Here is a 26,411-nt window from a genome sequence, read left to right as displayed (position 1 = left end):
GAAGGGACAGGGATGAGATTCTACAAGAAGAGGACGGCGCTCCTCGCCTTGGCGTTCGCCGCGCTGAGCGCGACTGCGTTCGCTGCCGACGGCGCGGACAGACTCAGCGATGTGCCCAAAGATCATTGGAGCTACGAAGCGCTCGATTACCTCGCGAAGAACGGCGTCATCGAGGGCTATGCAGACGGCACGTTCCAGGGCAACCGCACGATGAGCCGCTACGAGATGGCGGCGATCACCGCACGCGCCATGCAGGCGTCGAACCTCGACATCGGCGCGAGGTCGGTGCTCGAAAAGCTGGAAAAGGAGTACGGTTCGGAGCTTGCCACGCTGCGCGCCCAAGTCGAGCAGAACACGGAGGACATCCGCAAGAACCGTGAGGCGATCGAACGCTTCAAGGTGCACGGCTTCGTGCGCACGCAGTACGACTACGACAAGAACACCGACGCCGATACGCTCGACCGCAGCGCGAACCGTTTCTACATGGATCTGCGCCTCGACATGAAGGTCAACGACATCTGGACGGTCAAAGCGCAGAGCGAGACGAACCGCCATTACAACAACGGCCACCTGCGCGGCGAGAACGCCATGAACGAGAACGCCCAGCAGACATGGTCGGGGCACGACGGCAACTTCCAGCGCATCTGGGTCGAAGCGCAGCAGGACGGCAGGTGGCTGAACCTCGGACGCGCGTGGCGCGGCCTTGGCTTCCAGAACGTGCTCTTCGGCAACGAGTCGGATGGTTTCCAGTTTGGCATTCCCATCAAGGGAACGAATCTCACGGCGAGCGGCTTCTGGATGGCGTCGACGGGCGCGGGCAACAAGGAGAGCCTTTACGGCGTCGGCCTTTGGGGCGCGGTCGGACACAACTTCGACATCAACGTCGCCTATGCGAGGAGCAGCCTTGGCAAGAACGAGAGCTATACCTCGGGTCTTATCGACCACTACGAGGCGGATCCGGTGACGCACCGCGTCTTCCCTGTCTACAGGGACAACGACAGGACGAATCCCAGGAGCTACGGCTACGTCGTCAGCGCGGCGACGAACGTCGCGAAGAACGTGCGCGTTATCGGCGACTACGTCCAGACCGACGCCGACGAGCAGAACAAGAGCGTCGCGCTGCGTCTCAACTACAAGGGCACGAAGCTCGACGACGTCGGCAGCTTCGGCGTATACGCACGCTATGTGCGCTACGGCGCGAACGGCTGGCTCGCGGGCGACGACGAATGGGGCTCGACGTGGAACGGTACGAAGGGCTGGATCGTCGGCTTCAAGTATGTGCCGTGGAAGAACGTCGAATGGGAGACGCTCTTCTCCAGGCAGAAGCGCGACTACGGCACGAGCGCGGAGTACAACCGCTCGCTCCTGCGCACCCAGCTCGATTATCACTTCTGACGGGTGACGCAAACAGAATAGAAAACGAGGGCAGCCGCACGGGATTCCTGTGCGGCTGCCCTCGTTTTGCCTTTTTATTTGCATGATATATCGCGCCTCCTCCTCGCATGTATAGGGGCGAAAGGGGGTGAGAGACATGGCAGTCAAGAAGACGGGAGCGGCGACGAAGCTGATTCTCAAGGTTCAGACGGGCACGGACAAAAAGGGCCTGCCGACCTACGGCCAGCGCATGGTGCAGAACGTGAACCCGGCGCTCGGCGACGAGGACTTCCTCGCCATCGGCAAGAGCCTCGGCGGCCTGCAGTCGCACACGCTGAAGAACGTCATGCGCCAGGACGCAGCCGCGCTGACGGAAGAGTAAGGGCGGCGGTTTCGCGGGCGGCCTTGCGGTCGCTCCGAAACCATCGCTTGCAGGGAGGAGGTGAAGGAAATGGCAAAGGCACTGAAGATGGTATTCAAGCTCTCGGATACGCAGACGGCGACCGTGAGCCTCGCCGATCCCAAGGCGGGACTGACGAAGGCGGAGGCCGAAGCGGTCATGACGGACATGATCGCGAAGAACGCGCTCGTCGTCAAGGGCGTCAATCCCAAGGCGATCAAGGCGGTCTACATCCGTTCGAGTGAGGATCAGGAGCTTGCCTGAGGAGGGCGAAAGGACGCGGAGCGACACGGCTCTGCGTCCTTTTTTGCGTTTGTGTATGACCAATACGTGCATTTAAGAAAAAGAACGATGATTCGATATAAGAAACGAAGGGTTTCGACTTGAATTTCAATTCCAAGGAGGGAAGCTGCATGAAGATCCAAGGAAACGGCGATGGAGCCATCGGGATGAAGAAAGGCTTGCTGCAGAGTGAGCGGCTTGTTGGAAATAAAGGGCATGAGTCAACGATTGCCGCACCGCAGAAGCAAAAGGAATATGCGGGAGAGCCAGGCAAATCCGCCGGATCGCCGGCTTATCATGTAGCGGTCAGCAAGGAGGGCAAGAGGCTTGCCGCCTTGCATGGAGCAGCGGCGCAAAACGGCAGCGAGGCTGCTATGCAGGATGCTGCAGCGAAGCGGAGTGTAGAGCAGCTGGACATGTCCGGCACTGTCCCGCTGAAGCCGCTTCGAGCGGAGGATCTTGACTGGGCGACCGAGTATGAACGGGCTTCGCTGGCAGAAACCATGAGAGGAGTCGAGAGCGGCATCGGCGCCGTCTTGCGTGGCGCGGCTGAAAATCCTCTCGCCGTCGGCGCCGACATCCAGATGTATCTCGTTCGTCAGCTCAACGCCTATGGTCATCATCAGAAGGCCTTGGGGCACAGCTTGGCAGGCGATCCATATCTGAGCAGTGTTCTTAAGCGCCTGGACGCACTTGATCCCAAAGGCGAAAATCCTCTGATAAGCGAGATCCGCTCTCTCGTCAGCACGACGATGAGCGGCAAGAACATCGAGCTTTTTGAAAAAGATGGACACAGCGACCTCGTCCGGCGATATTGCGCCTACCTTGGCATCCATATGGGCGATGCACTGAAGGTCAAGGATAAGGCAGACGATTATTTCAACGATAAGACGGCGATATACGCATTCTTTCAGGAAATGAGCCGCAAGGCGAAGTGTACGGAAGAACTGCTTGAAGCCATGCTTGGAGATCGTGCGGGAGAGAAAGAGGAGGAGCGGGAACGTCCCTCAGATCTTTCGCAGCTGATCGCCGAGAGGAAGAGCGGCCTTGAGGATGGCATGACCGTGTACAAGGAGAGCCTGCGCAAACTGCACCGTGCCGACGGTGACGCAGGCGAGGGCGAAGACGGCAAACTTTCGGAGCGAGAGAGCGCGGAAGAGAAAAAAAGCCTGATTCCGAGTGTCACAGGCTACGACTGGCAATGCATTTCAGAGAAGTATTTGCATGAAAATCCGGAACTTGCCGCTATTTTTGCCGAGAACGGCATGGGTTGAGTGAAGGGCGTACATCTGCGCTTGCAAGGTGCTGCCTGCTGTAACAGCGGACAGCGCCTTTTTCTTTGCGAAGTTGTTTCAATGATGAAGAGAAACTTCTTGCAAACTTTGCCGTAGAATATTCTCATATAAGAGAAAAATATGCTATAATGATAGAAAAGTGGTTTCATGGGAAGAGCCTTCCTGCCCTTTCGGGTGCGGCGGGCGGACTGATGGGAGGCGTTTTGATTGGCAAGAAAGTGCAAGATCCTCATTTCCGATGATTCCAAGCTTCTGCGCAAACAGCTGCGCGAGGAGCTTGAGGCGCTCGATTGTGAGGTCATAGAGACGGAGAACGGCAAGGAGGCGATCGCCGAGAGTCTTGGCGACCGTCCCGACGGCGTGATCTTGGACATCGTCATGCCCGAGGTCAACGGCGTCGAGGTTCTGCGCGTCATCAAGGAAATCGACGACACGATTCCCGTCGTCATGCTGTCGTCAGCGGGCACGCCCGAGAAGCTTATGGAGACGCTGAAGCTCGGGGCGTTGGACTTCATCCAGAAGCCCTATACGCCCGAGCAGATCAAGAATGCCATCACGCGCATCCGGAAGAAAGCAGGACTGGATGAGCAATGATCTGCTTTTCCCACAATTTCTCCTGAATCGCGGCATCTTAAATGCGGCCGAGGTTCGCATCTTCCTCGAAAGGATGCTCGCGGCGAAGGTCGACGTGCCTGTGCAGGCGCTCTTCCACGGCGTGGCGACGGCGGCCGACCTGGCTTCGCTCGGTGCGCTTTCGGGCGCGGAGTTTCGCGCGTCTGCAGAGAGGGAGGGCGTCCTCACGGCATCGCAGCTTTACAACCTCGGCGAGGCGATCGCAGGCGAGGGCTGTCGTTTCGCGCAGGCTTTGTTGGACGCCGGAAGGCTCGACTACAAGGAGCTGGAGAGGCTCTTGGGCGACTTCAAGCGTGCGGGCGAGCATCCTTTGTCCGAGGCGATCCAGCGTGCGGCGGACGGCAGGCTCGCCGAGGAGCTGCCGCTCTACACGGAGTACGTTGGCGTCGCTATGCTCGCCTTCAAGCGCTTTATGAAGATCGCCTGCGTCGTCGTGCCGCAGGCGGAGTCTTTTCCCGAGAGCGTGCCGTGCCGCCTCGTCTCGCAGGCCATCACGGGCGGCGTCTCGCTCGTCGCGGGACTTGAAGCGCCCGATGCGGTGTTTCTGGCGCTCGCTCGCCGCTACAGTCACGAGGATTTTTCGGAGCTTGACGATCTCGCGGTGGATAGTCTCGCGGAGTTCCTGAACGTCTTGGACGGCTTCTTCGCCGTGCGCCTCGGCGAGCGCGATTTGGAGCTTGATCTGGAGATCCCGCGGACGGCGCACGCCTTGAATGCGAAGGCATGCCCGAGCAAGTTCCTGCGGCTGCATCTCGAAAGCCCCGTGGGCGCCTTCGCGCTTCTTCTGGCGACAGACGAGTTCCTCTGAGGCGCGGGTGTGGCTTCCTTGGAATTTCACCTCTCATTGAAAGGGACAGGAATGATTCTGACCAGCCCTTGACGAACCTCGGTCTATTCCCTATAATAAGGAAGTATTTTTATTCTTGGATTTAGGAAAGAGACGATTCGATGCGAGAATTTACCTTGATGTTGAGCATGACAGCGTTGCTCCTTCTCCTCGCGAGCTCCGTGTGCTTTGCCGAGGACGAGGGGCGGCGTTTTGTGGATGCTCGCGGCGATACGGGATATTTCGTGGACGTCACGACGATTTCCATCGACAGCAATCATGAATATACGGCGGATGTCGCCATCATCAAGGCGAAGGAGAACCGCCTCTTTTCCTATCGCATGCACTTCGACTTTGCCGCGCGCACCTACCAGATTCTTCGCTCTGCGACGATGACGTACGATACGCGCGAGGTGTCCCAGAGCGTGAAGACGCCCCTGCCTGCAGCGCCGTATGTGCCGGGATCGCCGATTGCAGCCATCGTTGACTATCTCTACGCATGGCAGCGCGGTCTTGAAAAATGAGCGGTGCGCCAAAAGCGCCCGCTTTTTTTTTTCTGCGCCGAATGAAATGCACTTCTTCCGAATGCATTCTGGTCAGGACGGGTGAAAATTTTCAATTAAACAGCACAAGAAATAATCGGTATTTGTTCATTTTTATTAAAAAGGGGTTGCAAAGTCTTTTTAGATATGTTATCCTTATAAAGCTAGGAAATAAAACCCATTGAGCACCCGAAATCCATGCTCGTCCCGACGAGCGTTGCGGAAGGGTTGGCGGTTGAGATCGGGAAGTTCCACCACTGTAAAGACTCTTTTCGCGAACATGGGAAATTTCGGCTGTAGGCGGCAGTGGCTTTTTCGTCGTCATGCCCGGAGGTCAGTCCTCATAGGGGTCTTTGAAGAGCGGTGTATTTTGACGCTCTCGGGCAGATTTCCTACCTTCATCTCGGTGATGTCGAACTGTTGCAAGGGGGATGCGGAGCAAATGCACACTCCCGCGGACATTGCCGTATGAATCCGTGTCGCCTTTCGCGAGGAGGTTGTTCGTGCATCGTGCGCGGGCTGCTGCAGCCGCCTTGCGGCGAGGCTGATCGGGTGCAGTTGGGATCAGAGAGAGTTCTGTCGGGGCGAGGCGGTTATTCGCCCCGTGACTGCATGAAGGAGAATGGGACGGTGGGCAACCACCGTCTTTTTTCGTTGCCACGGAAAATAATCTGTATTATAATGAAGGACATAATTGCCAATGGAAGGGAAGGGATTTTATGGCAGAAACGGCATGGGCTGTTCTTCCGCCCGTCATCACCATCGTGCTGGCGCTCGCGACGAAGGAAGTCTATATGTCGCTGATCATCGGCATTTTCTCAGGAGCTATGCTCTACGCGAATTTCAATGTCCTCGAAGCGATCCTCACGATGTTCGCAGTCATGGAGGCGAAGGTCGGGGCGAATGTCAACATCCTCGTCTTTCTTGTCATCCTCGGTATCCTCGTCGCCGCCATCACGCGCTCGGGCGCGACGAAGGCTTACGGCGACTGGGCGGTGCGCACGATTCAGGGCAGGCGCAGTGCTCTCGCGATCACGGCGCTCCTCGGCATCGTTATTTTCATCGACGACTACTTCAACTGCCTGACGGTCGGTACGGTCATGCGCCCCGTGACGGACAAGTTCAAGATCGCGCGCACGAAGCTCGCCTACATCATCGACGCGACGGCGGCGCCCGTGTGCATCCTCGCGCCCATATCGAGCTGGGCGGCAGCCGTTGGTTCGTCGCTGCCTGAAGGCAGCAGCATCGACGGGTTCGGCCTCTTCCTGCAGACGATTCCGATCAATCTCTACGCATGGCTGACGCTCATTTTCATGTGCTTCCTCGTGTGGTCGGAGAAAGATTTTTCCGAGATGGGCGCCTCGATCCGCAAGAATGAGCGAGAGTTCTACGTTCCGCCCGAGTACGCCGATGTCAAGGAGGAGAAGATCGAGGGCAGGGGCAAGATCTACGACCTCCTGCTCCCTCTGGCAGTGCTCATCGCCGCGTGCATCTACGGCATGCTCTACACGGGCGGCATCCACGACGGGCTGAGCGTCGCCGAGGCTTTCGCGAACTGCGATTCGTCGAAGTCGCTCGTGCTCGGCTCCTTCATCGCCTTCGTCTTTACGGGACTCCTCTACCTGCCGCGCCGCGTCGTTTCCTTCAATGATTTCTGCACGAGCTTCATCCTTGGCTTCAAGGCGATGTCGCCCGCGCTCTTCATCCTGTGCCTCGCGTGGACGCTCTCGGGCATCTGCAGCGACAAGTACCTCGACCTTGGCGGCTATGTCGGCCAGCTTGTCAGCGCCAATGCGGGCGTCATCACGTTCCTGCCCGTCATCTTCTTCCTCGTCGGCGCAGGCCTTGCCTTTGCTACGGGAACGTCGTGGGGCACGTTCGGCATCTTGATTCCGATCGCCATCGCCATCGTCGGTACGGACAGCCCCGTGCTCGCGCTTTGCGTCGCGGCGATCCTCTCGGGCGCTGTCGCAGGCGATCATGCGTCACCGATTTCGGATACGACGATCCTCGCGTCTGCGGGCGCGCAGTGCCACCATATCGACCATGTATCGACGCAGATTCCCTATGTGCTCGTCGTCGTTGGCGTCTGCGTCGTCGGCTACATCGTCGACGGCCTCACGATGAACGGCTGGCTGGGACTTGCTGTCGCGCTGGCGATCCTCGCCGTCGTCATGGCCGTCGTCTATTGGAAAGTCCCCGTGCCGCTCAAAGACCGCAGCGCGGACTGAGAAAGCTGCAAAGCAAACAGCTGCCGTACGTTTGCGGCAGCTGTTTACTTTACGGAGTAGAATTCACCCACACTTTTGGAAAGGAAAATATCTATGCTTGTCTACATGGTCGATCACGGCAAGTACCTCTTGCCCGAAGAAAGCCTCAAGCGCCGCCCTGAAGGGAAGCGCGGCCTTTACGTCAATATCACGAACGAATGTCCGTGCGCGTGTACCTTCTGCCTGCGCACGATGAAGGATATGCCCGAGGACATGAGCCTGTGGCTCGGCGGCAAAGAGCCGACGGTCGAAGAGGTCAAGACGGCTCTCCTCGCCGCGCCTTGGGACTATGTGAAGGAAGTTGTCTTCTGCGGCTTCGGCGAGCCGACGATGCGCCTTGCCGACCTCATCGAACTGCTGCGCTTCGTCAAGGCGCAGCATCCCGACTTGCCGACGCGCGTCAATACGAACGGCCTCTCGGATCTCGTCTACGGCCGCGACACGGCGGCAGACTTCGCGGGCGGCATCCTTGATACCGTCTCCATCAGTCTCAACGCGTCGAACGCCGAGCGCTATCTGGCGCTGACGAGGAGCGAGTTCGGCATCGAATCCTTCGAAGCGATGCTCGCTTTCGCTGAGAAGATGAAGGCTTATGCGGGGCACGTCGTCCTGACGATCGTCGAAAAGGTCGAAGGCGCGGAAGAAATTGCAAAGTGCCGCGCACTGTGTGAGGCGCGGGGGCTTGATTTGCGCGTGCGCACGTATGAGGGAAGCTGACAGCAATAAACCCGCCGCAGGAGTCTCACGGGACTTCTCTCGGCGGGTTTATCTTTTGATCGTCATATACCCTTTTTCCTTCGTATTCAATTGTCTTGCATGGCGCTCCGCGATGAAGCCTCCATGCTGTATGAAGCGGTTCGATCGAACGGTTGTGATGGAATATCACAGTTTGATGCATCACTTGTCATCGTTCAAAATCCCGGGCTCGGCAGGTATCTCGGTTCCGATCTGGGGACTGCGCAATCTACTGAATGACCCTCGCGTACGCATCGACAAGGTGAAAGTTGCCACGGTCTTCTCCACGCTGTTTCCGACGTTGTGCCTTTTTCCGCAATGCCCTCGGAGCTGCCGGGCCGCTGCCCGTTCGTCAGTCCGCCGCTGCGGGATTCGTATGCAAAGTGTGCACTTCCTAGCCGGAAACCCTCAGGTGGAGAAGGAAAAGCTTATTCCTCAATAAACCTCACACCTTTCGTGTAACCATATTGAGAAGAGCCTGTTTCGGCTGACTGGCACTTGCCCTGCCCGCGGAGTCCGACCTGCATGCAGGCTTGTCCTCGTCGCTGGCGTTGCCCGTCCTTTCTCCTCCTTACGGCTTCATTATATCATGCGAGGAGACAAAATACAATATCGGTTTTGAATTTTCTAAAATATTTTTTGCAGGAACGGGAAGAAGTCTGTCGTATATAGGAAGCAGGAAAGGGGAAATGATCGTGAAACTCTTGAATTTCTATGCTGAGGACGGCACCGTGCATATCGGTGCGAGCGACGGAGAGAAGACCGTCGATGTCAGCGCCGTCGGCTATAGCTGGGGTTGGCAGGAAATCTTTGCCGATTGGGAGAAGATTCGGCCGCAGATCGAAAGCGTCCTGCAGCACGCAAAGCCCTTGGCGCACGGCCTGCGCTTTGCGCCCGCCGTGACGGCACCAGGCAAGATTCTCTGCGTCGGACTGAACTACGCGAGCCACCGTGCGGAGGTTCCCTTCGGGGCGCCCAAATATCCGGCGGTCTTCAGCAAGTTCAACAATGCGCTCAACGCTTCAGGCGGCGAGGTGCGCCTGCCCACGGGCGCGAAGGAGCTTGACTACGAGGCGGAGCTTGTCATCATCATTGGGAAAAAGGTCAAGGATGCAGCTGAGGAAGAGGCCGCCGCCGCCATCTTCGGCTATACGGCGGGCAACGACTTCACGGCGCGGGACTTGCAGCGCCGCACCTCGCAGTGGCTGCTCGGCAAGACGCCCGACGGCTTCGCGCCGCTTGGCCCCTATATCGTGCCCGCCGCTGAGATCGATGTCTCGCATCTCGCCGTTCAGACGTTCGTTAACGGCGAGATGCGCCAGGACGGGACGACGGCGGACATGATCTTCGCGCCCGCCGCCATCGTCAGCTATATTTCGAAGTGCATGACGCTCGCTCCCGGCGATGTCATCTTCACGGGCACACCGCACGGCGTGATCTTCGGTATGCCCGAGAAGGAGCGGCGCTGGCTCAAGGCGGGCGACGAGGTCGTCGTGAAGATCGAGGGCATCGGCGAGCTTCGGAATCGAATAGCCTAGAAGGAGCGCCGTTTTATCCTTGAGACCTCCCAAGCGAGAGGCGAGAGGCGGCATGCGCTCGCTTGGGAACGCGGGCATGTCGGTGAGCTTTGCACAATGCAGTCACTTGTAAATGATGCGGATTCGCGCATCTGCAGTGATATGAAAAAGCCCCCTCGCCGCATGTATGCGTGCGAGGGGGTGATGAGATGAATGATCTTCTGGCGGCGTTCGGTAGCTACGGCTTCCCGATGGCGGTTACGGCTTTTTTGCTCGTGCGCATCGAGGGGAAGCTCGGAGCATTGAACGACAGCGTGCGGGAGCTTTCGGGCATCATCGCGAAGAAGTGAGGGGAGATCCTCACTTCTTTTTTTTGCTGCGCGCTTCCTCACGGCGCTTTACCGCTTTCTCCTTTGCTTCGACCTTCTGCTGCTCCTTCTTCGCGCGTTCCTTGAGCGCGTAGTCGACGCCCATGCTCGCGAGTTTGTGCTTGATCGTCATGATCGGGTGGCGCAGCAGCATGCTCTTCTGGTTCGCCGTCATGATCTTGCGGAATTCGATGTTCTGACTCTTCGAGAAGCACGGGCTTTCGCAGCGGTCGCAGATCGGCTTCGTGATGCCGTAGGGACAGCGGTTCATCTTCATCAGCACGGTGGCAAGGAGCGCCGTGCACTTGGGGCACAGCTTGTCGCCCTCCGTGCCGTGCTCCTTGTGACAGTAGATGGCGAACGTCTTCTTGATGTTCGCCTTTTCCTTTGGAATATTGTTCTTGATTTCCGGCTGCTTCTTCTTGGGCAAGAATCTGGAAAAAATGCTCATATCTGATCTCCCTCGCGATTTTGTATAGTAGATGAATAGAAAAGCGCTTCTTCTTAGTTTAACGGCAACAGGGTGGAAAATCAAGCGATTTGTGCTATATGCGCTGATGTTTGCATCAAACTCCTTGAATATGAGGCAGCGTCTGGTATATAATGAAATGAATATCTTTAGTGGAAAAAGGGGGCGGCGATGTTTATGGAGCAGGAGAAGAGCGGATCGGAGTTTCCTCGCACTCAGATCGACAAGCTCAGCGCCAAGTCGCTGGATAATATTCTCAAGAATACAGTCAGCACGATCGAGACGAATAAGACGCAGATCTTCGGCATCTACGAGGCGGCGCGCGGCGAGGTCGAGTCGAGCCGGCGCACGCTTGAGGATCTGCGGGAACTTACACGCCAGACGATCGAGAAGGTAGACGAGCTTTCGGAAATCGAGCAGCGGGAGAAGAAGAAGCTAGCCGAGACGAGCAGCGACTTCGGCAATTATTCGGAGGAGCGCATACGCGAGCATTACGAGTCGGTCAAGGATATTCAGATCGAGCTGAGCGTGGCGCGGGAGAAGGAGAGTCAGCTTCGTGCGCAGCGCGACGCCTTGGAGCTTCGCCTGCACGGTTTGAAGGAAATCTTGAAGACGGCGGAGCATCTGGCGATCTGCATCGGCTCGGTCTTGAGCTATCTGAGCGATCAGATCAACGGCGTCGTCTGGCAGATCGAGGAGGCGCAGAAGAGCAAGTTCGTCGGTGCGCAAATCATCAAGGCGCAGGAGGAGGAGCGCCTGCGCGTTTCGCGTGAGCTGCACGACGGCCCGGCGCAGGACATTGCGAACCTCATCTTTCAAGCGTCGATCATCGAGCGCATGGTCGACCGCGATCCCGAGGAGGCAAAGCGCGGCCTGCAGGAACTTCGCCAGCACATTCGCGGCTGCCTGACGGACATGCGCCAGATCATCTTCGACATGCGCCCGATGTCGCTCGACGATCTTGGTCTTGAGCCGGCGCTGCGCCAGCTCATCAGCAAGATGCGCGAGCGCGGCATGCTCGATGCTTCCATCGCCGTGGAGGGCGAGGAGCAGAAGCTTGCGAAGTATGCCGAGGTCAGCATCTTCCGCATCGTGCAGGAATCCCTGAACAACGTCAGCCGCCATGCGGGCGTCAAGAAGGCGGAGGTGCGTATTCTCTACACGGCTTCGGCGCTCGCCATCACGGTCAAGGATGAGGGCAGGGGCTTCGATCCCGACGCAGAAGAGGATGCCGTGCCGAGCGAGGAAGAGCAGTTTGACGACGATCGCGACGTCAACGATCCCATATCGAGGAACGCTTACGGTCAGTACGGACTCCTCGGCATGAGGGAGCGCGCCGCCATCATCGGCGCGGAACTCAACATCATCTCGGAGATCGGCAAGGGAACGTGCATCCATCTGCGCATGCCGTTCCGTCCGAACGTGCTTGCACCCGAAAAGGCTGCGAAGAAGTGACGGCGGACGAAAGACAAAGACGCGCGCCGCTCGCCGCCGCCATGTGCGCTTACGGGGAAGCGGGCGCTCTCGCCTTTCATACGCCCGGACACAAGCAGGGGCTGGGGGCGCATGCGCTCTTGCGCGAACTCGTGACGGAAGCAGGCCTTCGAGAAGAGGTTTCTCTGATGGAGGAGCTTGACGATCTGCACGAGCCGACGGGCTGCATCGAGGAGGCGCAGGATCTCGCCGCCGCGCTCTATGGAGCGGATGCGGCCTTTTTCGCCGTCAACGGCACGACGGGCGCGATCCATGCGATGCTTGTGGCCGCGCTCTCGCCGGGCGACGCCGTGCTTGTGCCGCGCAATGTGCATCGCTCCGTTTTCGGTGGCCTCGTGCTTTCCGATGCGCATCCCATCTACATTGAGCCGGTCGTTGACGAGGCGCTCGGCATAGCGCACGGGCTTAGTACGGAGGCGGTGCGCGAGGCGTGCCGTCTGCATCCTGAGGCGAAGGCGCTGCTGCTCGTTTCGCCGACGTATTACGGCGTCGCCTCCGACGTGCGTGCCATCGCCGAGATCGTGCACGAGGCGGGCATGGCACTCCTCGTCGACGAGGCGCACGGCGCGCATCTCGCTTTCTCCGACGATTTGCCGGAGTCGGCGATCGCGGCGGGCGCCGATCTCGTCGCGCAGAGCACGCACAAGCTCCTCGGCGCGATGACGCAGGCGTCGCTCCTGCTGCTCCGCGAGGGGCGCATCGAAAAAGAGCGCGTGCAGCGGGCGATGAGCCTTCTGACATCGACGAGTCCGAACTACCTGCTGATGGCGTCCCTCGACATCGCTCGCCTGCAGATGGCAGAGGCGGGCGCGGCGCATCTTGCCCGCGCCGTGGGGCTCGCGCGGAAACTTAGGCGCGAGGTGAACGCGATGCCCGGACTCTTCTCTTTTGGCGAAGAGCGCATGGGAGGTGCGGGAGCATTCGCGCTCGACCCGCTGAAGCTCACGGTGACGGTCACGGGACTCGGACTGACGGGCGCAGAAGCCGCGCATATCCTGCGCCATGAGCACAAGATCGAGGCAGAGCTTTTCGATGCACGAAACGTGCTCTTCCTCCTCACCTATGCCGATACGGCAGAAAGTGCAGGAAGGCTTTTGGCGGCATTGCGCTCTTTGGCGCAGCGCCGGACGGCGCAAGTGGCGCCCCCCGCTGCGGCGGCAGTCGCGTCCGCTGTGCCCGATGGCAGAAAAGCGCAGGCCGTCGTGCGCCTTCCCGCCGCGCCGCCTGTGGCAATCCCACCGCGCGAGGCGTTCTATCGCCGCTCTGTCCCCTGCCGCCTGCGCGAGGCGGCGGGGCGCATCGCGGCGGAGACCATCGCCTTCTACCCGCCGGGCATCCCTGTGATCTGCACGGGCGAGGTCTTTACGGCGGAGGTCTGCCGCTACATCGAGGCGATGGCGGCGGCGGGACTCAAGGTCACGGGCGCGGTGGACACATCGCTTCGGACGCTGCGCGTGGTCGCGGACGATGTGGAGCAGGAGGAATGAGTGCGCCGCGAGCTAGGCGTGCTCGCTATAGGGAAAGGGGACTTCTATGAAGGTGCTTGTCACGGGCGTGAGCGGACAGCTGGGCTTCGACGTCATGCGCGAGCTTCTCGCGCGCGGCATCGAGGCGAGGGGCGCATCGAGGAGCGACTTCTCCTTGACGGACTTCGCGGCAATGCGCCGCTTCGTCGAGGTGTATCGGCCGACGGCGATCATCCACTGCGCGGCGTATACGGCAGTGGACAAGGCGGAGGACGAGCCGGAGCTTTGCCGCGAGGTGAATGCGGCGGCGACGGGCGAACTCGCGCATCTCGCGAAGGAGGTCGGCGCGAAGTTCCTCTACATCAGCACGGACTATGTATTTCCCGGCACGGGCGAGGACTTCTACGAACCAGAGGATGAGAAGGCGCCGTGCAACGTCTACGGCGAGTCGAAGCTTCTCGGCGAAGAGGCGGCGCGAGAAGCGCTCGAAGAACTCTTCATCGTGCGCATCTCGTGGGTTTTCGGCGAAAACGGCAAGAACTTCATCAAGACGATGCTGCGCCTTGCTGAAACGCACGAGGAGCTTTCCGTCGTCGGCGACCAGATCGGCTCGCCGACGTACACGCGCGACCTCGCGCGTCTGCTCGCCGATATGATTGTGACGCGAAAGTACGGCGTCTACCATGCGACGAACGAGGGCACATGCTCGTGGGCGGAACTTGCGGCGGAGGCTCTTCGCTGTGCGGGAAAGAAGACGCGCGTGAAGGCGATCAAGACGGAGGAATATCCGACGAAGGCGAAGCGACCCAAGAATTCGCGCCTGTCGAAGAAATGTCTCGATGATGCGGGCTTCTCTCGTCTGCCCGATTGGCGCGACGCTGTCGCGCGGTATGTCGAGCTGATTTGACGCATCCGCATGAGTGGGCTATAATGGGTTCGCTGAGTCATGCGGCATGGCTGCATTTTGTTTAGGAGGTGCTGCATTTGAATATACTGGTGACCGGCGGCGCGGGCTTCATCGGCTCGCATCTCGTGCGTCATCTTCTCGCGAAGGGCGAGAAAGTGACGGCGCTCGACAATTTGTCGACGGGGCTTGCCGAGAATTTGCCGCCCGAAGCGAAGCTCGTCGAGATGGACATCTTGGATGAGGAGCTTCCGAAGGTCGTGGCGGCGGGAGCTTTCGACGCCATCGTCCACCTTGCCGCGCAGACGATGGTCGATACGTCGATCAAAAATCCGCTTCTCGATACGCGCGAGAACCTCCTAGGAACGGTACAGGTCTTGGAAGCGGCACGTGCGGCGAACGTCAAGCGCGTCATCTTCGCTTCGACCGCCGCCGCCTATGGGGACGTGAAGGAGGACGACCTGCCCGTGCGCGAAGCGCAGCCGACGGAGCCGATGTCGTTCTACGGCCTGTCGAAGCTCTCGGTGGAGAAGTACCTTGAGATGTATCGTAAGATTTACGGCATGGAGTACGTCGTCCTGCGCTTTGCGAACGTCTACGGCGAGCGCCAGGGCGACGGCGGCGAGGGCGGCGTCATCAGCATCTTCGCCAAGGCGGTGGCCGAGGGGCGTGACATCACGATCTACGGCGATGGCGAGCAGACGCGCGACTTCGTCTATGCGGGCGACATCGCCGAGGGCATCTTGGCGGCGCTTCGTACCGAGGAAGTGAATGCCGCCTACAACCTCTCGACGCAGACGGAGACGAGCCTTCGCGAGCTCGTATCGCTCCTCGCGGAGATCTGCGGGCGCGAGATTGTCCCAAAGTACGGCGCGGAGCGCGAGGGAGACATCTACAAGTCGATGCTTTCGAACAGCCGCGCCCGTCGCGGCCTCGATTGGCAGCCTGCCACTACGCTCGCCGAGGGGCTTCGGCGCACATACGAGTACTTTTGCGGCAAGTGCGAGGGCTAGTAAAAAAAAAGAACCTGCCTTGGCAGGTTCTTTTTTTAGAGAGCGCGGATGAAATGAAGTCGCGCAGACATGCGAAGATGAGCGGCTGAATTTATCAACGCTTCCCTGGAAGTATATTCAGCTATTGATGATCAGAGCCATGAACACGAGATCTTCCGTGCCGTTTTCGTTCGACAGGCCATGATACTCGCCATCGGGACAGAAGGTCGTCGTTCCGGGGCCGACTTCGACCTCCGTGCCGTTGTCGTTGTAGACACCCTTGCCCTGCAGGATGAAGTATGTCTCGCTGTTTCCCTTGTGCTGATGGTAGCCGAGCGACGAGCCGGGCTTGATCGTGACGCGCGCGAAGGTCGAGCACTTGTCGCCCATCTGCTCCTTGCTCAAGAGGTGCTCGAGGCTGACTTCTCCCTTGCCGCCTGCGGCGTTCTTGCGCACTTCGATGTTCCCTTGCAGAATTGCCATGCTGTTCTCTCCTTTTTGTCGTTTTATTCTACTGCTTCTTTATTTGTTTTTATTCGCGGATTCTTCACGGAATCCTTTTTTCCAAGAAAGGGAAATTGTTCGATGATCCAATTTCTGAAATTCGGTGCGAGCTTCTTTCTGCCGCCCGGTATTTTTTTTCTCGCCTTTTTCTTCCTTGCTTATCTCGCATGGAAGAGGGGCGAGCGCTTCGCGGCGAAGGCGATTGTGCTCATTACCGCAGTGTTCTACCTCCTGTCGACGTATCTCGTCGCCGACGTGCTCATGGGTGCGCTCGAAGACGCTTACGCGCCGCCCGCGAAGCCCGAGGGAGACGTCGTCATCATGCTCGGCGGCGGCGCTTTCTCCGATGCGCCCGACGTCGATGGCGAGGGTGCGCTGACGGCAAGCCCGTCGACGCGCCTTCTGACCGCCGTGCGGCTCGCACAAAAGCTAGACCTGCCGATCCTCGTATCGGGCGGGCAGGTGTTCCAGGAGAGCGGCAAGGAAGCGTTGCTCGCCAAGCGCACGCTCGTTTCCCTCGGTATCCCCGAGAGCCGCATCCTCGTTGAGGGCGCGAGCCAGAATACGGTGCAGAATGCGGCCTATACGGCGAAGATCCTCAAGGAGAACGGCCTCGTGCGCCCAATCCTCGTCACGAGCGCCTTCCACATGAAGCGTTCCGTCCTGAACTACGAGAAACTCGGCATCGAGGTCGTGCCGTACCCGACGGATTACATGGTCAGCCATCATCCGATCTTTCACGTTGTGAAGCTCGCGCCTTCGGCGGATGCGCTGCATACGAATGCCGTCGTGCTGCAGGAATGTCTGCGCACCGCCGTCACGTACTGCTTGGGGAAATGACATGGCAAAAGATATGACCGAGGGAAGCCCCGCGAAGCTCCTCCTCTTCTTCACACTGCCGCTCATCGCGGGCAATATCATGCAGCAGCTCTACGCCTTCATCGACACGCTGCTCGTCGGGCGCTTCCTCGGGATCGAAGCGCTGGCCGCCGTCGGCTGCACGGGCAGCCTGATGTTTCTGATGCTCGGCTTCGTCATCGGTCTGACCTCGGGGCTGGCCATCTGCACGGGGCAGCGCTACGGCGCGAAGGACGCCGCAGGCGTCAGAAAAAGTGCGGCGGCATGCGCGGTACTCTCTTTCTCGATCGCCGTCCTCTTGAGCGTCGTCGGCTTCTTCGGCTGTCGCCCGTTGCTCGAATTCATGAACACGCCGCCCGAACTTCTGGACGATGCGACGGCGTTTTTTTCGATTATCTGCGGCGGAGCGGTCTTCGCCACTGCCGCATTGATGGCGGCGAATATCCTGCGCGCCCTAGGCGACAGCAAGATGCCAACCGTCATCATCGGGGTCGGCATCGCCATCAACATTGCCTTTGAAGTGCTTTTTCTGCTCGCATTCGGCTGGGGTATTCCGGGCGCGGCATTCGCAACCGTAGTTTCGTGGGCTCTTGCAACGGGGATTTTTCTCGTCTACATCGCAAGGCGCGTGCCTGAGCTTCATGTGCGACGCGAGGATTGGCGGCTCTCGTGGAGCTTTTTGCGCATGCATCTCGCCATCGGTCTGCCCATGGGCTTTCAAGCGACGATCATCGCCTTCGGCGCTGTGATCCTGCAGGTCGCGCTGAATGGTCTGGGGGCAGTGCCCGTCGCGGCGTATGCGGCGGCGCAGAAGGTCGACACGATCGCCATGATGCCGATGATGTCGTTCGGCGCGGCCATGGCAGCGTATACGGCGCAGAATTACGGTGCGGGCAAGTTCAGCCGCATCCGCACGGGCGTGCAGGCTTGCTGTCGGATGTCCGTCGGCTTCAGTCTCGCGGCGGGTGCATTCGTCATCGCGGCAGGGCCGTATCTGATGGAGCTTTTCGTCGGCGCAGGCGAAGCGGAAGCGATTCGGCTCGGGCAGACGTATTTTCTCGTCAACGGTCTGACGTACTGGATCTTGTCGCTGCTCTTCATCTTCCGTTACACGCTGCAGGGACTCGAACAGTCCATCGTGCCGACAGTCGCCGGCGTCATGGAGCTCATCATGCGCGCGACGGCGGGCATCGTGCTCGTTGACGCCCTCGGTTTCCTCGGCGCCTGCCTAGGCAATCCCATGGCCTGGCTCGGTTCATGCGTACCGCTCGCCATCGCGTATGTCATGACAGTTCGGCGCTTGCCGAAGGAAGTGAGGTGAGCCGAGCAGCTGCGGCTTGACCTCCTAGGGCTTCATGTTAAAATATAACTAAACAACATGAAAATAGGCAAACAACGCAGGAGGAGTGTTCGTATGGATCGTGAGAATCGCATCAGCACGAAGCCAGCCGATCGCGGCATGATCAAGGAGCTGTGCCGTTATCTTGATCGCTTCTGGCGCCCCGAAGGCGAGGCGCCGGATGAAGCGCCACTGAGTGAAGCGCCGCATATGCTGGAAATGCCGTGTGAATTGGAATCGTGCGAAGAGGAGCGCAGGCGGTATGCGCCTGACGGCAAGCCGCTGAAAAAGGATCGTCCGATTCCCGCCGTTGGGGCGGTGCTCGGCTCCTTCCTATCGAATCTGAAAAGTCGGCTAAACAAGGCGGAAGAAACGTGCTCTGAACGGCTTCTGCGCCTGATACGCGAGCGTGGGCGGGACGAAGTCGAAGTCTATCAGAAGGCGGGCGTCGACCGCAAGCTCTTTTCCAAGATGCGCCGCAAGGACTACCGACCGAAGGCGAAGACGCTCTACGCCTTCATCATCGTGCTGCAGCTCACCCTTGACGATGCCGTGGATCTCTTGGCGAGCGCAGGCTACGCATTCTCCTCGGCGAGCCGGCTCGATCTTGCCGTGAAGTTCTGTGTCGAGAAGGGCATCGGCGACCTCGACGAGGTCAACAACGCCTTGTACGAATTGGGCATGGAAACGCTGCCGTGAGATGAATGTCGGGTCTGGTGTTTGCCCTGCGTCCGCATGTAGGCCCTGCACCGCAGATGTCGCCTGCCGCGCGACCTTGAGGCTTCTTTTTCTTGTTACAATGATTTCACAGAAGAGAAAACCATTGCAGCAAAAAAAGGAGATGCTTATCATGACGGAAGAAAAGAAAGCAGCGCAGGGCAGGACGGAACTCGTGTTCATCCTCGACCGCAGCGGCTCGATGTCTGGCTTGGAATCGGACACCATCGGCGGCTTCAACGGCATGCTGCGCCGCCAGCAGGAAGAAAGCACGGACATCCTCGTTTCCACCGTGCTCTTCGACGACGAGGTCGAGGTCATTCACGACCGCGTGCCCGTCGGGAAGGTTGCGCCTCTGACGGGACGCGAATACTTCACGCGCGGCTGCACGGCGCTTCTCGACGCCATCGGCTGCTCGATCCAGCACATCCGCAACATTCACAAGTATGCGCGAGAAGAGGATCGTCCCGTGCGCACGATGTTCGTCATCACGACCGACGGTCTTGAAAATTCAAGCGTTCGCTACACAGCGAAGAAGGTCAAGAAGCTCATCGGGCATCAGGAGAAAAAGCACGGCTGGGAGTTCGTTTTCCTCGGCGCGAACATGGACGCTGTCGCCGTCGCGGGCGATCTCGGCATCCGCCGGGAAAATTCCGTGGAGTTCGCATGCGATGCGGGCGGCGTGCGTGAAAACTTCGTTTCGCTCGGCGCGATGACCGCGAGCTTCATCAAGACGGGCGGCATCGACGCCGGCTGGAGCATGGCGATCGCTGATTATTGCAAAAAGGCACGAGGGAAGAAGTAAGGAAAAGCAAAGAAAATAGTAAGAGGCATGGACGAAATCTGTCCATGCCTCTTACTATTTCGAAGGAATATCTATGCTGTTTTCCCAAAGTTCGCCTTCTGAGCAGTCCAATTCATCGTTCCAGGCGATGCCATAGCCGCCGGGTTCGACCTTGACACATTGGAATATGGCAGGGTCGCGCAAGACTTCAAATTCTGGACAATCTTTGCTTAGCGCTCCGACATCGAACTGTTTGACAGAGCCGTTTTCAAAAAAAACAAGGAGTTTCATATCATCCATGGGGACAACCTTGTTGATCTTTATGGACAGCATATCATCAACACCTCGGGACGTGTCACGGACAATATCATTTCAGCGGAGGAAGTTTTCTCAGCTGCTTCGTGTTCCACATCTGCAGCAATTCCTCGGTGAAGGGCGTACCCCACTCTTGAACAAGCTTGACTGCACGTGCAGGAAGATCGCCTTCCAGCATCTGCATGTCGGCAATGGAAAACAAACCGTTGTGCTCTCCGTAGATTGCATGAATATGGGGCGGATTATGCTCGTTGCGAAAAAATATCTTGATGATGATACCGTAAAACCTCGTTATTTCTGGCATCGTACGCACCTCGCCTTCTTTCTTGTATCTTATCATTTTGTTTCTGCGAGGGCAAGGGAAAGACTCAATCAAAAATATTTTGAGGCATGGACAAAATTTGTCCATGCCTCTTCCTATAATGAAAGCAAGGAATTTGATGATGTCGCATGACAGGCGACCTCGGAGCGAAGCGACTTGGTATAATGGGAGCAGAAAAAGGGATAAGAGTGAATGACTGCACACTTATGGGAGGTGCCTTTGATGGATGTCTTGCAGACGATGCAACGTTTCGTATCTCCACCGTGCGAGGATTGCCTGTATCACCTGGGCGTCGTGCGCTGCGTCGTAAGCCCGTGCCCCGCATGCCTGATGACGGGGATTCGCCCGTCGTTTTGCGGCTCGTGTGTCTTTGGCAGGCGCTCGCGGCGTCGTGACGAAGGCGGGGAAAAGCGCGTGAAGCGTATGAAGTGAAGGACAGTTTCCGGGAAAGGTCGCCAGCCCGACGGGCAATCTGTCGGGCTGGCATATCGAAATATCGAAATATCAAGAAGCGGAGGAGGTAATACGATGGAACGATTGGAAATCAAGGGAAAGGCCGCGACGGCGATCGCCTATGCGAAGGTCATTGAAGACGAAGCCGTCGAGCAGATCCGGCGCATGTGCGACTACGAGTTCGCCGAGGGTGCGAAGATACGCATCATGCCCGATGTCCACTGGGGCAAAGGCTGCACGATCGGCACGACGATGACGGTGAGGGACAAGGTCGTGCCGAACCTCGTCGGCGTCGACATCGGCTGCGGCATGTATACGGTAAACCTCGGAAAGAAGGAACTCGACCTCGCCAAGGTCGACGAGGCGGCGCACATCATCCCGTCGGGCAGACAGCTGTGGGAGGGGCGGCAGGCGAAGTTCGACTTCACGGAGCTTCGCTGCTACCGCGATCTCAAGAACGTCAAGCGCATCGCCAAGGCACTTGGCACGCTCGGCGGCGGCAACCACTTCATCGAGATCGACCGCGCTGCGGATGGTACGAACTACCTCGTCATTCACACGGGCAGCCGCAGTCTCGGCACGCAGGTCGCCGAGATCTATCAATCGCTCGCCATCGACCTCGCGCACGGAAAGGCGGCGCTCTTTGCGGCGCGTGACGAGATGATCCGCCGCTACAAGGCGGAAGGGCGGCGCGCCGAGCTGCAGGAAGCGATCAAGGAACTGCATCGGAACTTTCGTCCGACGAAGATGACCGTGCCGCCCGACCTTGCCTTTCTCTTCGGCAAGTACCTCGACGACTACCTGCACGACATCGCGATCTGCCAGCGCTTCGCAAGATTGAACCGCGAAAAGATCGCCGAGAAACTGCTTGAGCACATCGGCGTCACGCCGAGCGAAGCGTTCCATACGGTGCACAACTACATCGACACGGAAGAAATGATCCTTCGAAAGGGTGCGATCGCCGCTCACCAGGGCGAGCGCGTCCTCATCCCGATCAACATGCGCGACGGCAGCATCCTCGCTGTCGGCCGCGGCGATCCCGAGTGGAACTACTCCGGCCCGCACGGCGCAGGTCGGCTCATGTCAAGGACGACGGCACGCGAGCGCTTCACGCTTGAGGAATTCCAAAAGGAAATGGCGGGCGTCTACACGACGAGCATCGGCGAAGGCACGCTCGATGAAGCACCGATGGCCTACAAGTCACTCGCTGACATCATCGACGTGATCCGCGATTCCGTCGACGTCATCGAGGTTCTGAAGCCGGTTTATAACTTCAAGGCAGGAGGCCCGAAGGGGGCGGTGGAGGAGAATGAAGGCGGGAAAGAGATGCTATCGTTGTGAACGGATGGAAGACGTGCGGCGTGTGCTCTCGCGTGGAGGAGTATTGCAAAAGGCTCAGAAGGTGTTCGTCATGCTCATGGGGAAGGATGGGGATCTTGCCTACCAGAGGTGCAGAGGGTGATGGGAGAATTGACGGTATCGCTTGACGAAGAGGCAGATGTGATACTCCGCATCAACAGCGAAAAGAACTTCGCCGCCGGCGCGATTTAAGAGGCGAGTGATATGAGCATTTTGAAGGATTTGTAGCGTGCACTCCGCACGGTACAACCGCCGTGCAAAACTGTCTTTATCGGCTCGGGTTGGTGAAATTTGTGCAGAACCTGTACTCTGTGTGCCGAATGGACGGCTATTGCACGGTCGATGTGCTGATACGCGGGCGATATGGAATGGCGGTCGCCTACGCAAGGATGATTGAGGATGCCGCGGATGTGACCGAGGCGGTGAAGCCGAACTATAATTTCAAGGCGAGCTGAGCAGCTCTGTTTGTCGTAGGCAGGGGATCGATCGTGTACTAAAAAGGTATACAATAGTTTGTATTATGCGAGAAAACAGTTGTTTATTGGCGATCCTCATGATATAATTAGAAAGAAGTTAAAAACGGCAATATAATATTATAGGACGAATCCTTTCATACTTGTCTAGGGAAAATAACATTACTCGCCCGGAATCTGTCCATGTCGATGGCTATGATGAGATGACAACGTATGGAGAACGTGAATGATGGAGATTGATCTTAAGAAGAACAAGGCCTTTCGACTGCTGAAGCTGCACGAGCAGCTGAGTTGGGGCTAGGTTATCCGCAAGGCGGCTCTGACACAGAAATTCGCCGTGGCGGATGAGATCATTTAGCGCGATATCGAGGAGCTCGATACCTTTCTAAAGAAGCTGCTGCAGCAGACCGCATCGGGGATCGCGCACAGGTAAGGAAGCTGATCTGCAGTGAGCAGCATTACTATGTCCCGCTGCGCCACGGGAAAAATTCCTCTCTGCGATTTGGGAATTCTCGCGGCACATGACGGCACAGCATACCATACCATACCATACGCATCTCCTACTGCTGTCAGGACGTCGCAGAGTGCGCACATGAGGTGAATCTTGCCGCCATCATGTTCTCCGAGTATTATTTCTATCTCATCGCCTATCTGGCGGATGGGCGCAAAGACTTCCTGACCATCTTCCCCATCGATCGCATCGTGAAATTCGAGCCGACGGGTGCGAACTTCCGTGCGGTTCACAGCAAAAAAATTCAGTGACGGCGAGTTCCGCAAACGCATCCAGTTCATGTACGCGGGCGAACTTTGCCACGTCACCTTCGACTATAGCGGCACCTCCGTCGAAGCCGTCCTCGACCGCCTCCCTATGGCGAGGATTATTTCGGAGGAGAACGGCGTGTATCGTATTACTGCTGAGGTTTACGGCAACGGCATTGATATGTGGCTGAGAAGTCAGAGGAGTGCTGTGAGGGGGGATAGATTTTAAGACAGAGTTGTATCGTTCGGAGGAATCTATATGAACATAAAAAAAGATAAAACCCAAGAGAAGAAAAAAGACAGCGGATTCATTGATGCGGCGATTGCCGGCGGACAATATGAAAATGTGCAGAGGTATGGTTCTGCTGCGCATCAGTATGTTGTTGCCTATACGGGAGAAAATCGTGAAAAAGGAGAAGTTCTGGCGCGTGGTTTAAAGAAAATTGGCGGTTATAAAATAAATGATAAAAATAGTGATGCGAATATAAATCAACAGGCTGGATTTGCTGCCGAGGTTATGACTACCGCAAAAGAAAATGCGGAAAAAATCATCAACGGTGAAAAGCCGACCGTCACCCGTACTGATGATATGCAGAAGCAAGTCGATGCAAATGGGAATCCCATTGGCGGGACGAATGACCAGTTATACGATATCGCCGAGGTGGATGCAAATGGTATTTATGTTGAAGGGACTGCTCGTCAGTTAAAATTCGTCGGAGGTTCGCCGAAAGAGTGTGCAGACAAACTGATTAGTCCTAAATATGAGAAATATATAGAAGCGGGGGCGCAGCTGGAAGTGCCGTCCGACTACTATGACGGGGTTAAGCAGGAGCTTGAAGAACAGTCTGAAAAATTAAAGAAAGAAATTGAAATAGCCAAGGCGCAAGGAAAGTCCCTGCCGAAGAAAGCGGAAAAACTCAAACGCATTGAAAAAGCGAAGGAGAATCTGCGTAAAGGGAAGCTGACGAAAGACGAGGCAATCAAGACACGACTGCATCCGAAAATGGAAACGGCGAAGAATATCGGGCGTGTTGCCCATCGCGCCGGTATAGAGGGCGCAAAGAGCGGCGCTATCATAGGTGGAGGAATTTCGTTTATCCAGAACGCGGTTGCTGTCATCAAGGGGGATAAAAAGCCAAGTGAAGCATCTCTTGATGTCGTTAAGGATACCGCCGTCGCCGGCGGTGTGGGATATGCCACGAACTTTGTCGGGGCAGCATTGAAAGGAGTGATGCAAAACGCACCTTCGGGATATACGCGAGCCTTGTCGCGAACCAATTTTCCAGCCACCGTTGTCAGCGTGGTTCATCAAACGGGCATCACCTTGCACCGCTATGCAAAGGGGGAGATTGATGGGACAGAATGTCTGACGGAGCTTGGTGAAAAGGGAGCGGGGATGTTGGCATCGTCCATGTATGCCGTCGTTGGGCAAGCCATGATTCCCATACCTGTTCTCGGCGGTATGATTGGTGGAATGATTGGATACGCAATGACGACGGGATATTACCGTCATCTGATCAATCTCGGGAAGAATGCGAAACTCGCCCATGAGGAGCGACTCCGCATTGAGGCTGAGTGTGCGGAAACCATTCGTGCGATTCGTTCTTATCGCATCGAGATGGAGCTTGTCATCAACAATTATTTGCAGGAATATCAGCAGGTATTTGATGAGGCTCTTGCCGATATGGAGATTGCGGAGGCAACGGGTGATGTCGATGATTTCATGGCGGGGGCGAATCGTATTGCAAGACAGCTTGGAGGGAGTGTGATTGCTGAGAATAAGGAAGAATTTGATGAGCTGATGAATCGAACTGACACAATCAAATTATAAGTATCGTAGGAGGAGACTAAAATGTTACCGTTGATTCCACTCGCCGCGATTGTTAGTGCGGCTCTTGCCGGTGGCGCAGGTATTGCCAAAGGCGTTGATGCTCATGGCAAGCATAAAAAAGCACAAAATATTATGCGGGAGGCAGAGTCTATGATTGAGTCCGCGCAAAACAGTCTGCGCGAGTCGGTCAATCGCTCCGATGAGGCACTGTCCAATTTTGGAAGTCGCAAGCTGAAGGTGTTGGATGGTTCGATGGATCGCTTTATATTTGTGTTTGAAATGATACACAACATCGAACTGAAGGACTCGTCGGGGCTGGACGAACTGCGCAAGTATCGTATTGACAAACAGGAAGTACACGAACTGAAGAGCATGAGCCTGCTCGCGACAGAGATACTTGGCGGATTGGTTGGTGGGGCAGGAGCCGGGGCGCTCACTGCCTTCGGTGCCTATAGTGCGACGATGGCATTTGCCTCCGCATCCACGGGGACTGCGATTGCGACACTGAGCGGAATTGCTGCACAGAATGCGGCACTGGCATTTCTTGGTGGTGGTGCATTGGTTGCTGGTGGAGGCGGCATGGCACTGGGGGGGCTGTTTTGGGTGGACTTGTCGCGGGACCGGCTCTTCTTGTTTTGGGCTTTGTCGCCGATAACGCCGCGCAGGAAAATTTGGAAAAAGCACTCAGCAATAAAGAGCAAGCAAAAGTCTTTGTCGAAGAACTGAGAACGACAGAAACGTTGTGCAATGGAATCTCGAAGCGTGCTACGATGTTCCATGATTTGCTGGACAAGCTGGATACCATTTTCGTCCGCAAGATTCATGATTTGCAGCTTATTATAAAATCTGTTGGAACGGATTACGCCCAGTACAATGAGTACACACAGAATCAGGTTGCGATGTGTCTTAGTATTGCCGGCGCAATTAAGACCGTTCTCGATACACCGATCCTGCATGAGGATGGTAGCCTCACAACAGAGTCGGTGAACACCTACAACGAATTATCAAGGTTTTGTGAAACCTTGGAAAATGCAGAGGGATAACTCCTCGTGTATGGCAGGGGAATGTGGTGCGCCTTCTCGGGTGAAGCGGATTGGCGGATCGCTGCGTTTCCCTAGGGAAACGCACGT

General features: G+C 57.3%; 31 protein-coding genes. 27 read left to right on the top strand and 4 right to left on the bottom strand.

Annotation, left to right across the window (positions count from 1 at the left end):
• Nucleotides 1–12: 12 nt before the first annotated feature.
• The 11 genes from OL236_RS09950 (at nucleotide 13) to OL236_RS09900 (ending at nucleotide 10,224) form a co-directional block, all read left to right on the top strand.
• Nucleotides 13–1,395: an S-layer homology domain-containing protein gene (locus OL236_RS09950; protein WP_265070484.1), complete on the top strand. Its 1,383-nt coding sequence runs from the start codon at nucleotides 13–15 to the stop codon at nucleotides 1,393–1,395.
• Nucleotides 1,396–1,531: 136 nt separating this feature from the next.
• Nucleotides 1,532–1,756 carry a DUF1659 domain-containing protein gene (locus tag OL236_RS09945; protein WP_265070483.1) on the top strand — a complete coding sequence of 75 codons (225 nt, stop codon included), beginning with the start codon at nucleotides 1,532–1,534 and terminating at the stop codon, nucleotides 1,754–1,756.
• A 69-nt stretch (nucleotides 1,757–1,825) separates the two neighbouring features.
• Nucleotides 1,826–2,038: a DUF2922 domain-containing protein gene (locus tag OL236_RS09940; protein WP_006192745.1), complete on the top strand. Its 213-nt coding sequence runs from the start codon at nucleotides 1,826–1,828 to the stop codon at nucleotides 2,036–2,038.
• A gap of 149 nt (nucleotides 2,039–2,187) precedes the next feature.
• On the top strand, nucleotides 2,188–3,330 hold the full coding sequence (locus OL236_RS09935) for a hypothetical protein (protein ID WP_265070482.1): 1,143 nt from the start codon (nucleotides 2,188–2,190) through the stop codon (nucleotides 3,328–3,330).
• 228 nt (nucleotides 3,331–3,558) lie between these two features.
• Nucleotides 3,559–3,945, top strand: coding sequence for a response regulator (locus tag OL236_RS09930; protein ID WP_006192748.1), 387 nt, complete (start codon nucleotides 3,559–3,561; stop codon nucleotides 3,943–3,945).
• Complete coding sequence (locus tag OL236_RS09925) at nucleotides 3,935–4,792, top strand: hypothetical protein (RefSeq protein ID WP_265070481.1); 858 nt, start codon at nucleotides 3,935–3,937, stop codon at nucleotides 4,790–4,792. The genes OL236_RS09930 and OL236_RS09925 overlap by 11 nt, the downstream gene beginning before the upstream one ends.
• A 158-nt stretch (nucleotides 4,793–4,950) precedes the next feature.
• Nucleotides 4,951–5,334, top strand: coding sequence for a hypothetical protein (locus OL236_RS09920; RefSeq protein WP_232208268.1), 384 nt, complete (start codon nucleotides 4,951–4,953; stop codon nucleotides 5,332–5,334).
• Between the two features lie 737 nt (nucleotides 5,335–6,071).
• Complete coding sequence (locus tag OL236_RS09915; RefSeq protein WP_265070480.1) at nucleotides 6,072–7,583, top strand: Na+/H+ antiporter NhaC family protein; 1,512 nt, start codon at nucleotides 6,072–6,074, stop codon at nucleotides 7,581–7,583.
• A gap of 93 nt (nucleotides 7,584–7,676) precedes the next feature.
• A complete protein-coding gene (locus tag OL236_RS09910) occupies nucleotides 7,677–8,339 on the top strand; it encodes a TatD family nuclease-associated radical SAM protein (protein WP_265070479.1) in 663 nt (220 codons plus the stop codon).
• A gap of 707 nt (nucleotides 8,340–9,046) precedes the next feature.
• Nucleotides 9,047–9,895, top strand: coding sequence for a fumarylacetoacetate hydrolase family protein (locus tag OL236_RS09905; protein WP_265070478.1), 849 nt, complete (start codon nucleotides 9,047–9,049; stop codon nucleotides 9,893–9,895).
• Nucleotides 9,896–10,083: 188 nt separating this feature from the next.
• Nucleotides 10,084–10,224, top strand: a complete 141-nt coding sequence (locus OL236_RS09900) for a YvrJ family protein (RefSeq protein ID WP_006192773.1) — start codon at nucleotides 10,084–10,086, stop codon at nucleotides 10,222–10,224.
• A 10-nt stretch (nucleotides 10,225–10,234) separates the two neighbouring features.
• On the opposite strand, the gene OL236_RS09895 is transcribed toward OL236_RS09900, so the two are convergent.
• On the bottom strand, nucleotides 10,235–10,693 hold the full coding sequence (locus tag OL236_RS09895; protein ID WP_265070477.1) for a nitrous oxide-stimulated promoter family protein: 459 nt from the start codon (nucleotides 10,691–10,693) through the stop codon (nucleotides 10,235–10,237).
• Nucleotides 10,694–10,888: 195 nt separating this feature from the next.
• On the opposite strand from OL236_RS09895, the gene OL236_RS09890 reads away from it, so the two are divergent.
• The 4 genes from OL236_RS09890 (at nucleotide 10,889) to OL236_RS09875 (ending at nucleotide 15,588) form a co-directional block, all read left to right on the top strand.
• Nucleotides 10,889–12,166 (top strand): sensor histidine kinase, encoded by a 1,278-nt coding sequence (locus OL236_RS09890; RefSeq protein WP_265070476.1) that lies wholly within the window; start codon nucleotides 10,889–10,891, stop codon nucleotides 12,164–12,166.
• On the top strand, nucleotides 12,163–13,692 hold the full coding sequence (locus OL236_RS09885) for an aminotransferase class I/II-fold pyridoxal phosphate-dependent enzyme (RefSeq protein WP_265070475.1): 1,530 nt from the start codon (nucleotides 12,163–12,165) through the stop codon (nucleotides 13,690–13,692). Before OL236_RS09890 ends, OL236_RS09885 begins: the two co-directional genes overlap by 4 nt.
• A gap of 46 nt (nucleotides 13,693–13,738) precedes the next feature.
• Nucleotides 13,739–14,578, top strand: a complete 840-nt coding sequence (rfbD, locus tag OL236_RS09880; RefSeq protein WP_265070474.1) for a dTDP-4-dehydrorhamnose reductase — start codon at nucleotides 13,739–13,741, stop codon at nucleotides 14,576–14,578.
• A gap of 77 nt (nucleotides 14,579–14,655) precedes the next feature.
• The gene (locus tag OL236_RS09875; protein ID WP_265070473.1) at nucleotides 14,656–15,588 is read left to right on the top strand and encodes an NAD-dependent epimerase/dehydratase family protein; all 933 of its coding nucleotides are present in this window, start codon (nucleotides 14,656–14,658) and stop codon (nucleotides 15,586–15,588) included.
• Between the two features lie 117 nt (nucleotides 15,589–15,705).
• On the opposite strand, the gene OL236_RS09870 is transcribed toward OL236_RS09875, so the two are convergent.
• On the bottom strand, nucleotides 15,706–16,050 hold the full coding sequence (locus OL236_RS09870) for a cupin domain-containing protein (protein ID WP_006192779.1): 345 nt from the start codon (nucleotides 16,048–16,050) through the stop codon (nucleotides 15,706–15,708).
• A 102-nt stretch (nucleotides 16,051–16,152) separates the two neighbouring features.
• Here OL236_RS09870 and OL236_RS09865 point away from each other — a divergent pair, with 102 nt between their 5' ends.
• The 4 genes from OL236_RS09865 to OL236_RS09850 all read left to right on the top strand — a co-directional run bounded on the left by OL236_RS09865 (nucleotide 16,153) and on the right by OL236_RS09850 (nucleotide 19,790).
• Nucleotides 16,153–16,911 carry a YdcF family protein gene (locus OL236_RS09865; protein WP_265070472.1) on the top strand — a complete coding sequence of 253 codons (759 nt, stop codon included), beginning with the start codon at nucleotides 16,153–16,155 and terminating at the stop codon, nucleotides 16,909–16,911.
• 1 nt (nucleotide 16,912) lies between these two features.
• The gene (locus OL236_RS09860) at nucleotides 16,913–18,250 is read left to right on the top strand and encodes an MATE family efflux transporter (RefSeq protein WP_265070471.1); all 1,338 of its coding nucleotides are present in this window, start codon (nucleotides 16,913–16,915) and stop codon (nucleotides 18,248–18,250) included.
• A 93-nt stretch (nucleotides 18,251–18,343) separates the two neighbouring features.
• Nucleotides 18,344–18,967: a hypothetical protein gene (locus OL236_RS09855; protein WP_265070470.1), complete on the top strand. Its 624-nt coding sequence runs from the start codon at nucleotides 18,344–18,346 to the stop codon at nucleotides 18,965–18,967.
• Nucleotides 18,968–19,118: 151 nt separating this feature from the next.
• Nucleotides 19,119–19,790 (top strand): vWA domain-containing protein, encoded by a 672-nt coding sequence (locus OL236_RS09850; protein WP_265070469.1) that lies wholly within the window; start codon nucleotides 19,119–19,121, stop codon nucleotides 19,788–19,790.
• A 54-nt stretch (nucleotides 19,791–19,844) separates the two neighbouring features.
• Here OL236_RS09850 and OL236_RS09845 read toward each other — a convergent pair whose 3' ends face one another.
• Nucleotides 19,845–20,102, bottom strand: coding sequence for a DUF2442 domain-containing protein (locus OL236_RS09845; RefSeq protein ID WP_265070468.1), 258 nt, complete (start codon nucleotides 20,100–20,102; stop codon nucleotides 19,845–19,847).
• Between the two features lie 34 nt (nucleotides 20,103–20,136).
• Nucleotides 20,137–20,493 (bottom strand): DUF4160 domain-containing protein, encoded by a 357-nt coding sequence (locus OL236_RS09840; protein WP_265070467.1) that lies wholly within the window; start codon nucleotides 20,491–20,493, stop codon nucleotides 20,137–20,139.
• 135 nt (nucleotides 20,494–20,628) lie between these two features.
• Here OL236_RS09840 and OL236_RS09835 point away from each other — a divergent pair, with 135 nt between their 5' ends.
• The 8 genes from OL236_RS09835 to OL236_RS09800 all read left to right on the top strand — a co-directional run bounded on the left by OL236_RS09835 (nucleotide 20,629) and on the right by OL236_RS09800 (nucleotide 26,324).
• Nucleotides 20,629–20,838 (top strand): hypothetical protein, encoded by a 210-nt coding sequence (locus tag OL236_RS09835; RefSeq protein ID WP_265070466.1) that lies wholly within the window; start codon nucleotides 20,629–20,631, stop codon nucleotides 20,836–20,838.
• Between the two features lie 96 nt (nucleotides 20,839–20,934).
• Nucleotides 20,935–22,200: an RtcB family protein gene (locus tag OL236_RS09830; protein WP_265070465.1), complete on the top strand. Its 1,266-nt coding sequence runs from the start codon at nucleotides 20,935–20,937 to the stop codon at nucleotides 22,198–22,200.
• A 338-nt stretch (nucleotides 22,201–22,538) separates the two neighbouring features.
• Complete coding sequence (locus tag OL236_RS09825) at nucleotides 22,539–22,673, top strand: hypothetical protein (protein WP_265070464.1); 135 nt, start codon at nucleotides 22,539–22,541, stop codon at nucleotides 22,671–22,673.
• Nucleotides 22,674–23,288: 615 nt separating this feature from the next.
• Nucleotides 23,289–23,453 (top strand): hypothetical protein, encoded by a 165-nt coding sequence (locus OL236_RS09820; RefSeq protein ID WP_009646657.1) that lies wholly within the window; start codon nucleotides 23,289–23,291, stop codon nucleotides 23,451–23,453.
• Nucleotides 23,425–23,679: a hypothetical protein gene (locus OL236_RS09815; RefSeq protein ID WP_265070463.1), complete on the top strand. Its 255-nt coding sequence runs from the start codon at nucleotides 23,425–23,427 to the stop codon at nucleotides 23,677–23,679. Before OL236_RS09820 ends, OL236_RS09815 begins: the two co-directional genes overlap by 29 nt.
• 30 nt (nucleotides 23,680–23,709) lie before the next feature.
• Complete coding sequence (locus OL236_RS09810; protein ID WP_265070462.1) at nucleotides 23,710–25,281, top strand: hypothetical protein; 1,572 nt, start codon at nucleotides 23,710–23,712, stop codon at nucleotides 25,279–25,281.
• A 21-nt stretch (nucleotides 25,282–25,302) separates the two neighbouring features.
• Complete coding sequence (locus OL236_RS09805; protein ID WP_265070461.1) at nucleotides 25,303–26,007, top strand: hypothetical protein; 705 nt, start codon at nucleotides 25,303–25,305, stop codon at nucleotides 26,005–26,007.
• Nucleotides 25,953–26,324 (top strand): hypothetical protein, encoded by a 372-nt coding sequence (locus OL236_RS09800; protein WP_265070460.1) that lies wholly within the window; start codon nucleotides 25,953–25,955, stop codon nucleotides 26,322–26,324. The genes OL236_RS09805 and OL236_RS09800 overlap by 55 nt, the downstream gene beginning before the upstream one ends.
• Nucleotides 26,325–26,411: the final 87 nt, after the last annotated feature.

Source organism: Selenomonas sputigena (assembly GCF_026015965.1).
In the GTDB taxonomy this organism is placed as follows: Bacteria; Bacillota; Negativicutes; order Selenomonadales; family Selenomonadaceae; genus Selenomonas.
Note: the sequence above shows the minus strand (reverse complement) of the source record. Positions and strands in the feature narration are given on the sequence as shown.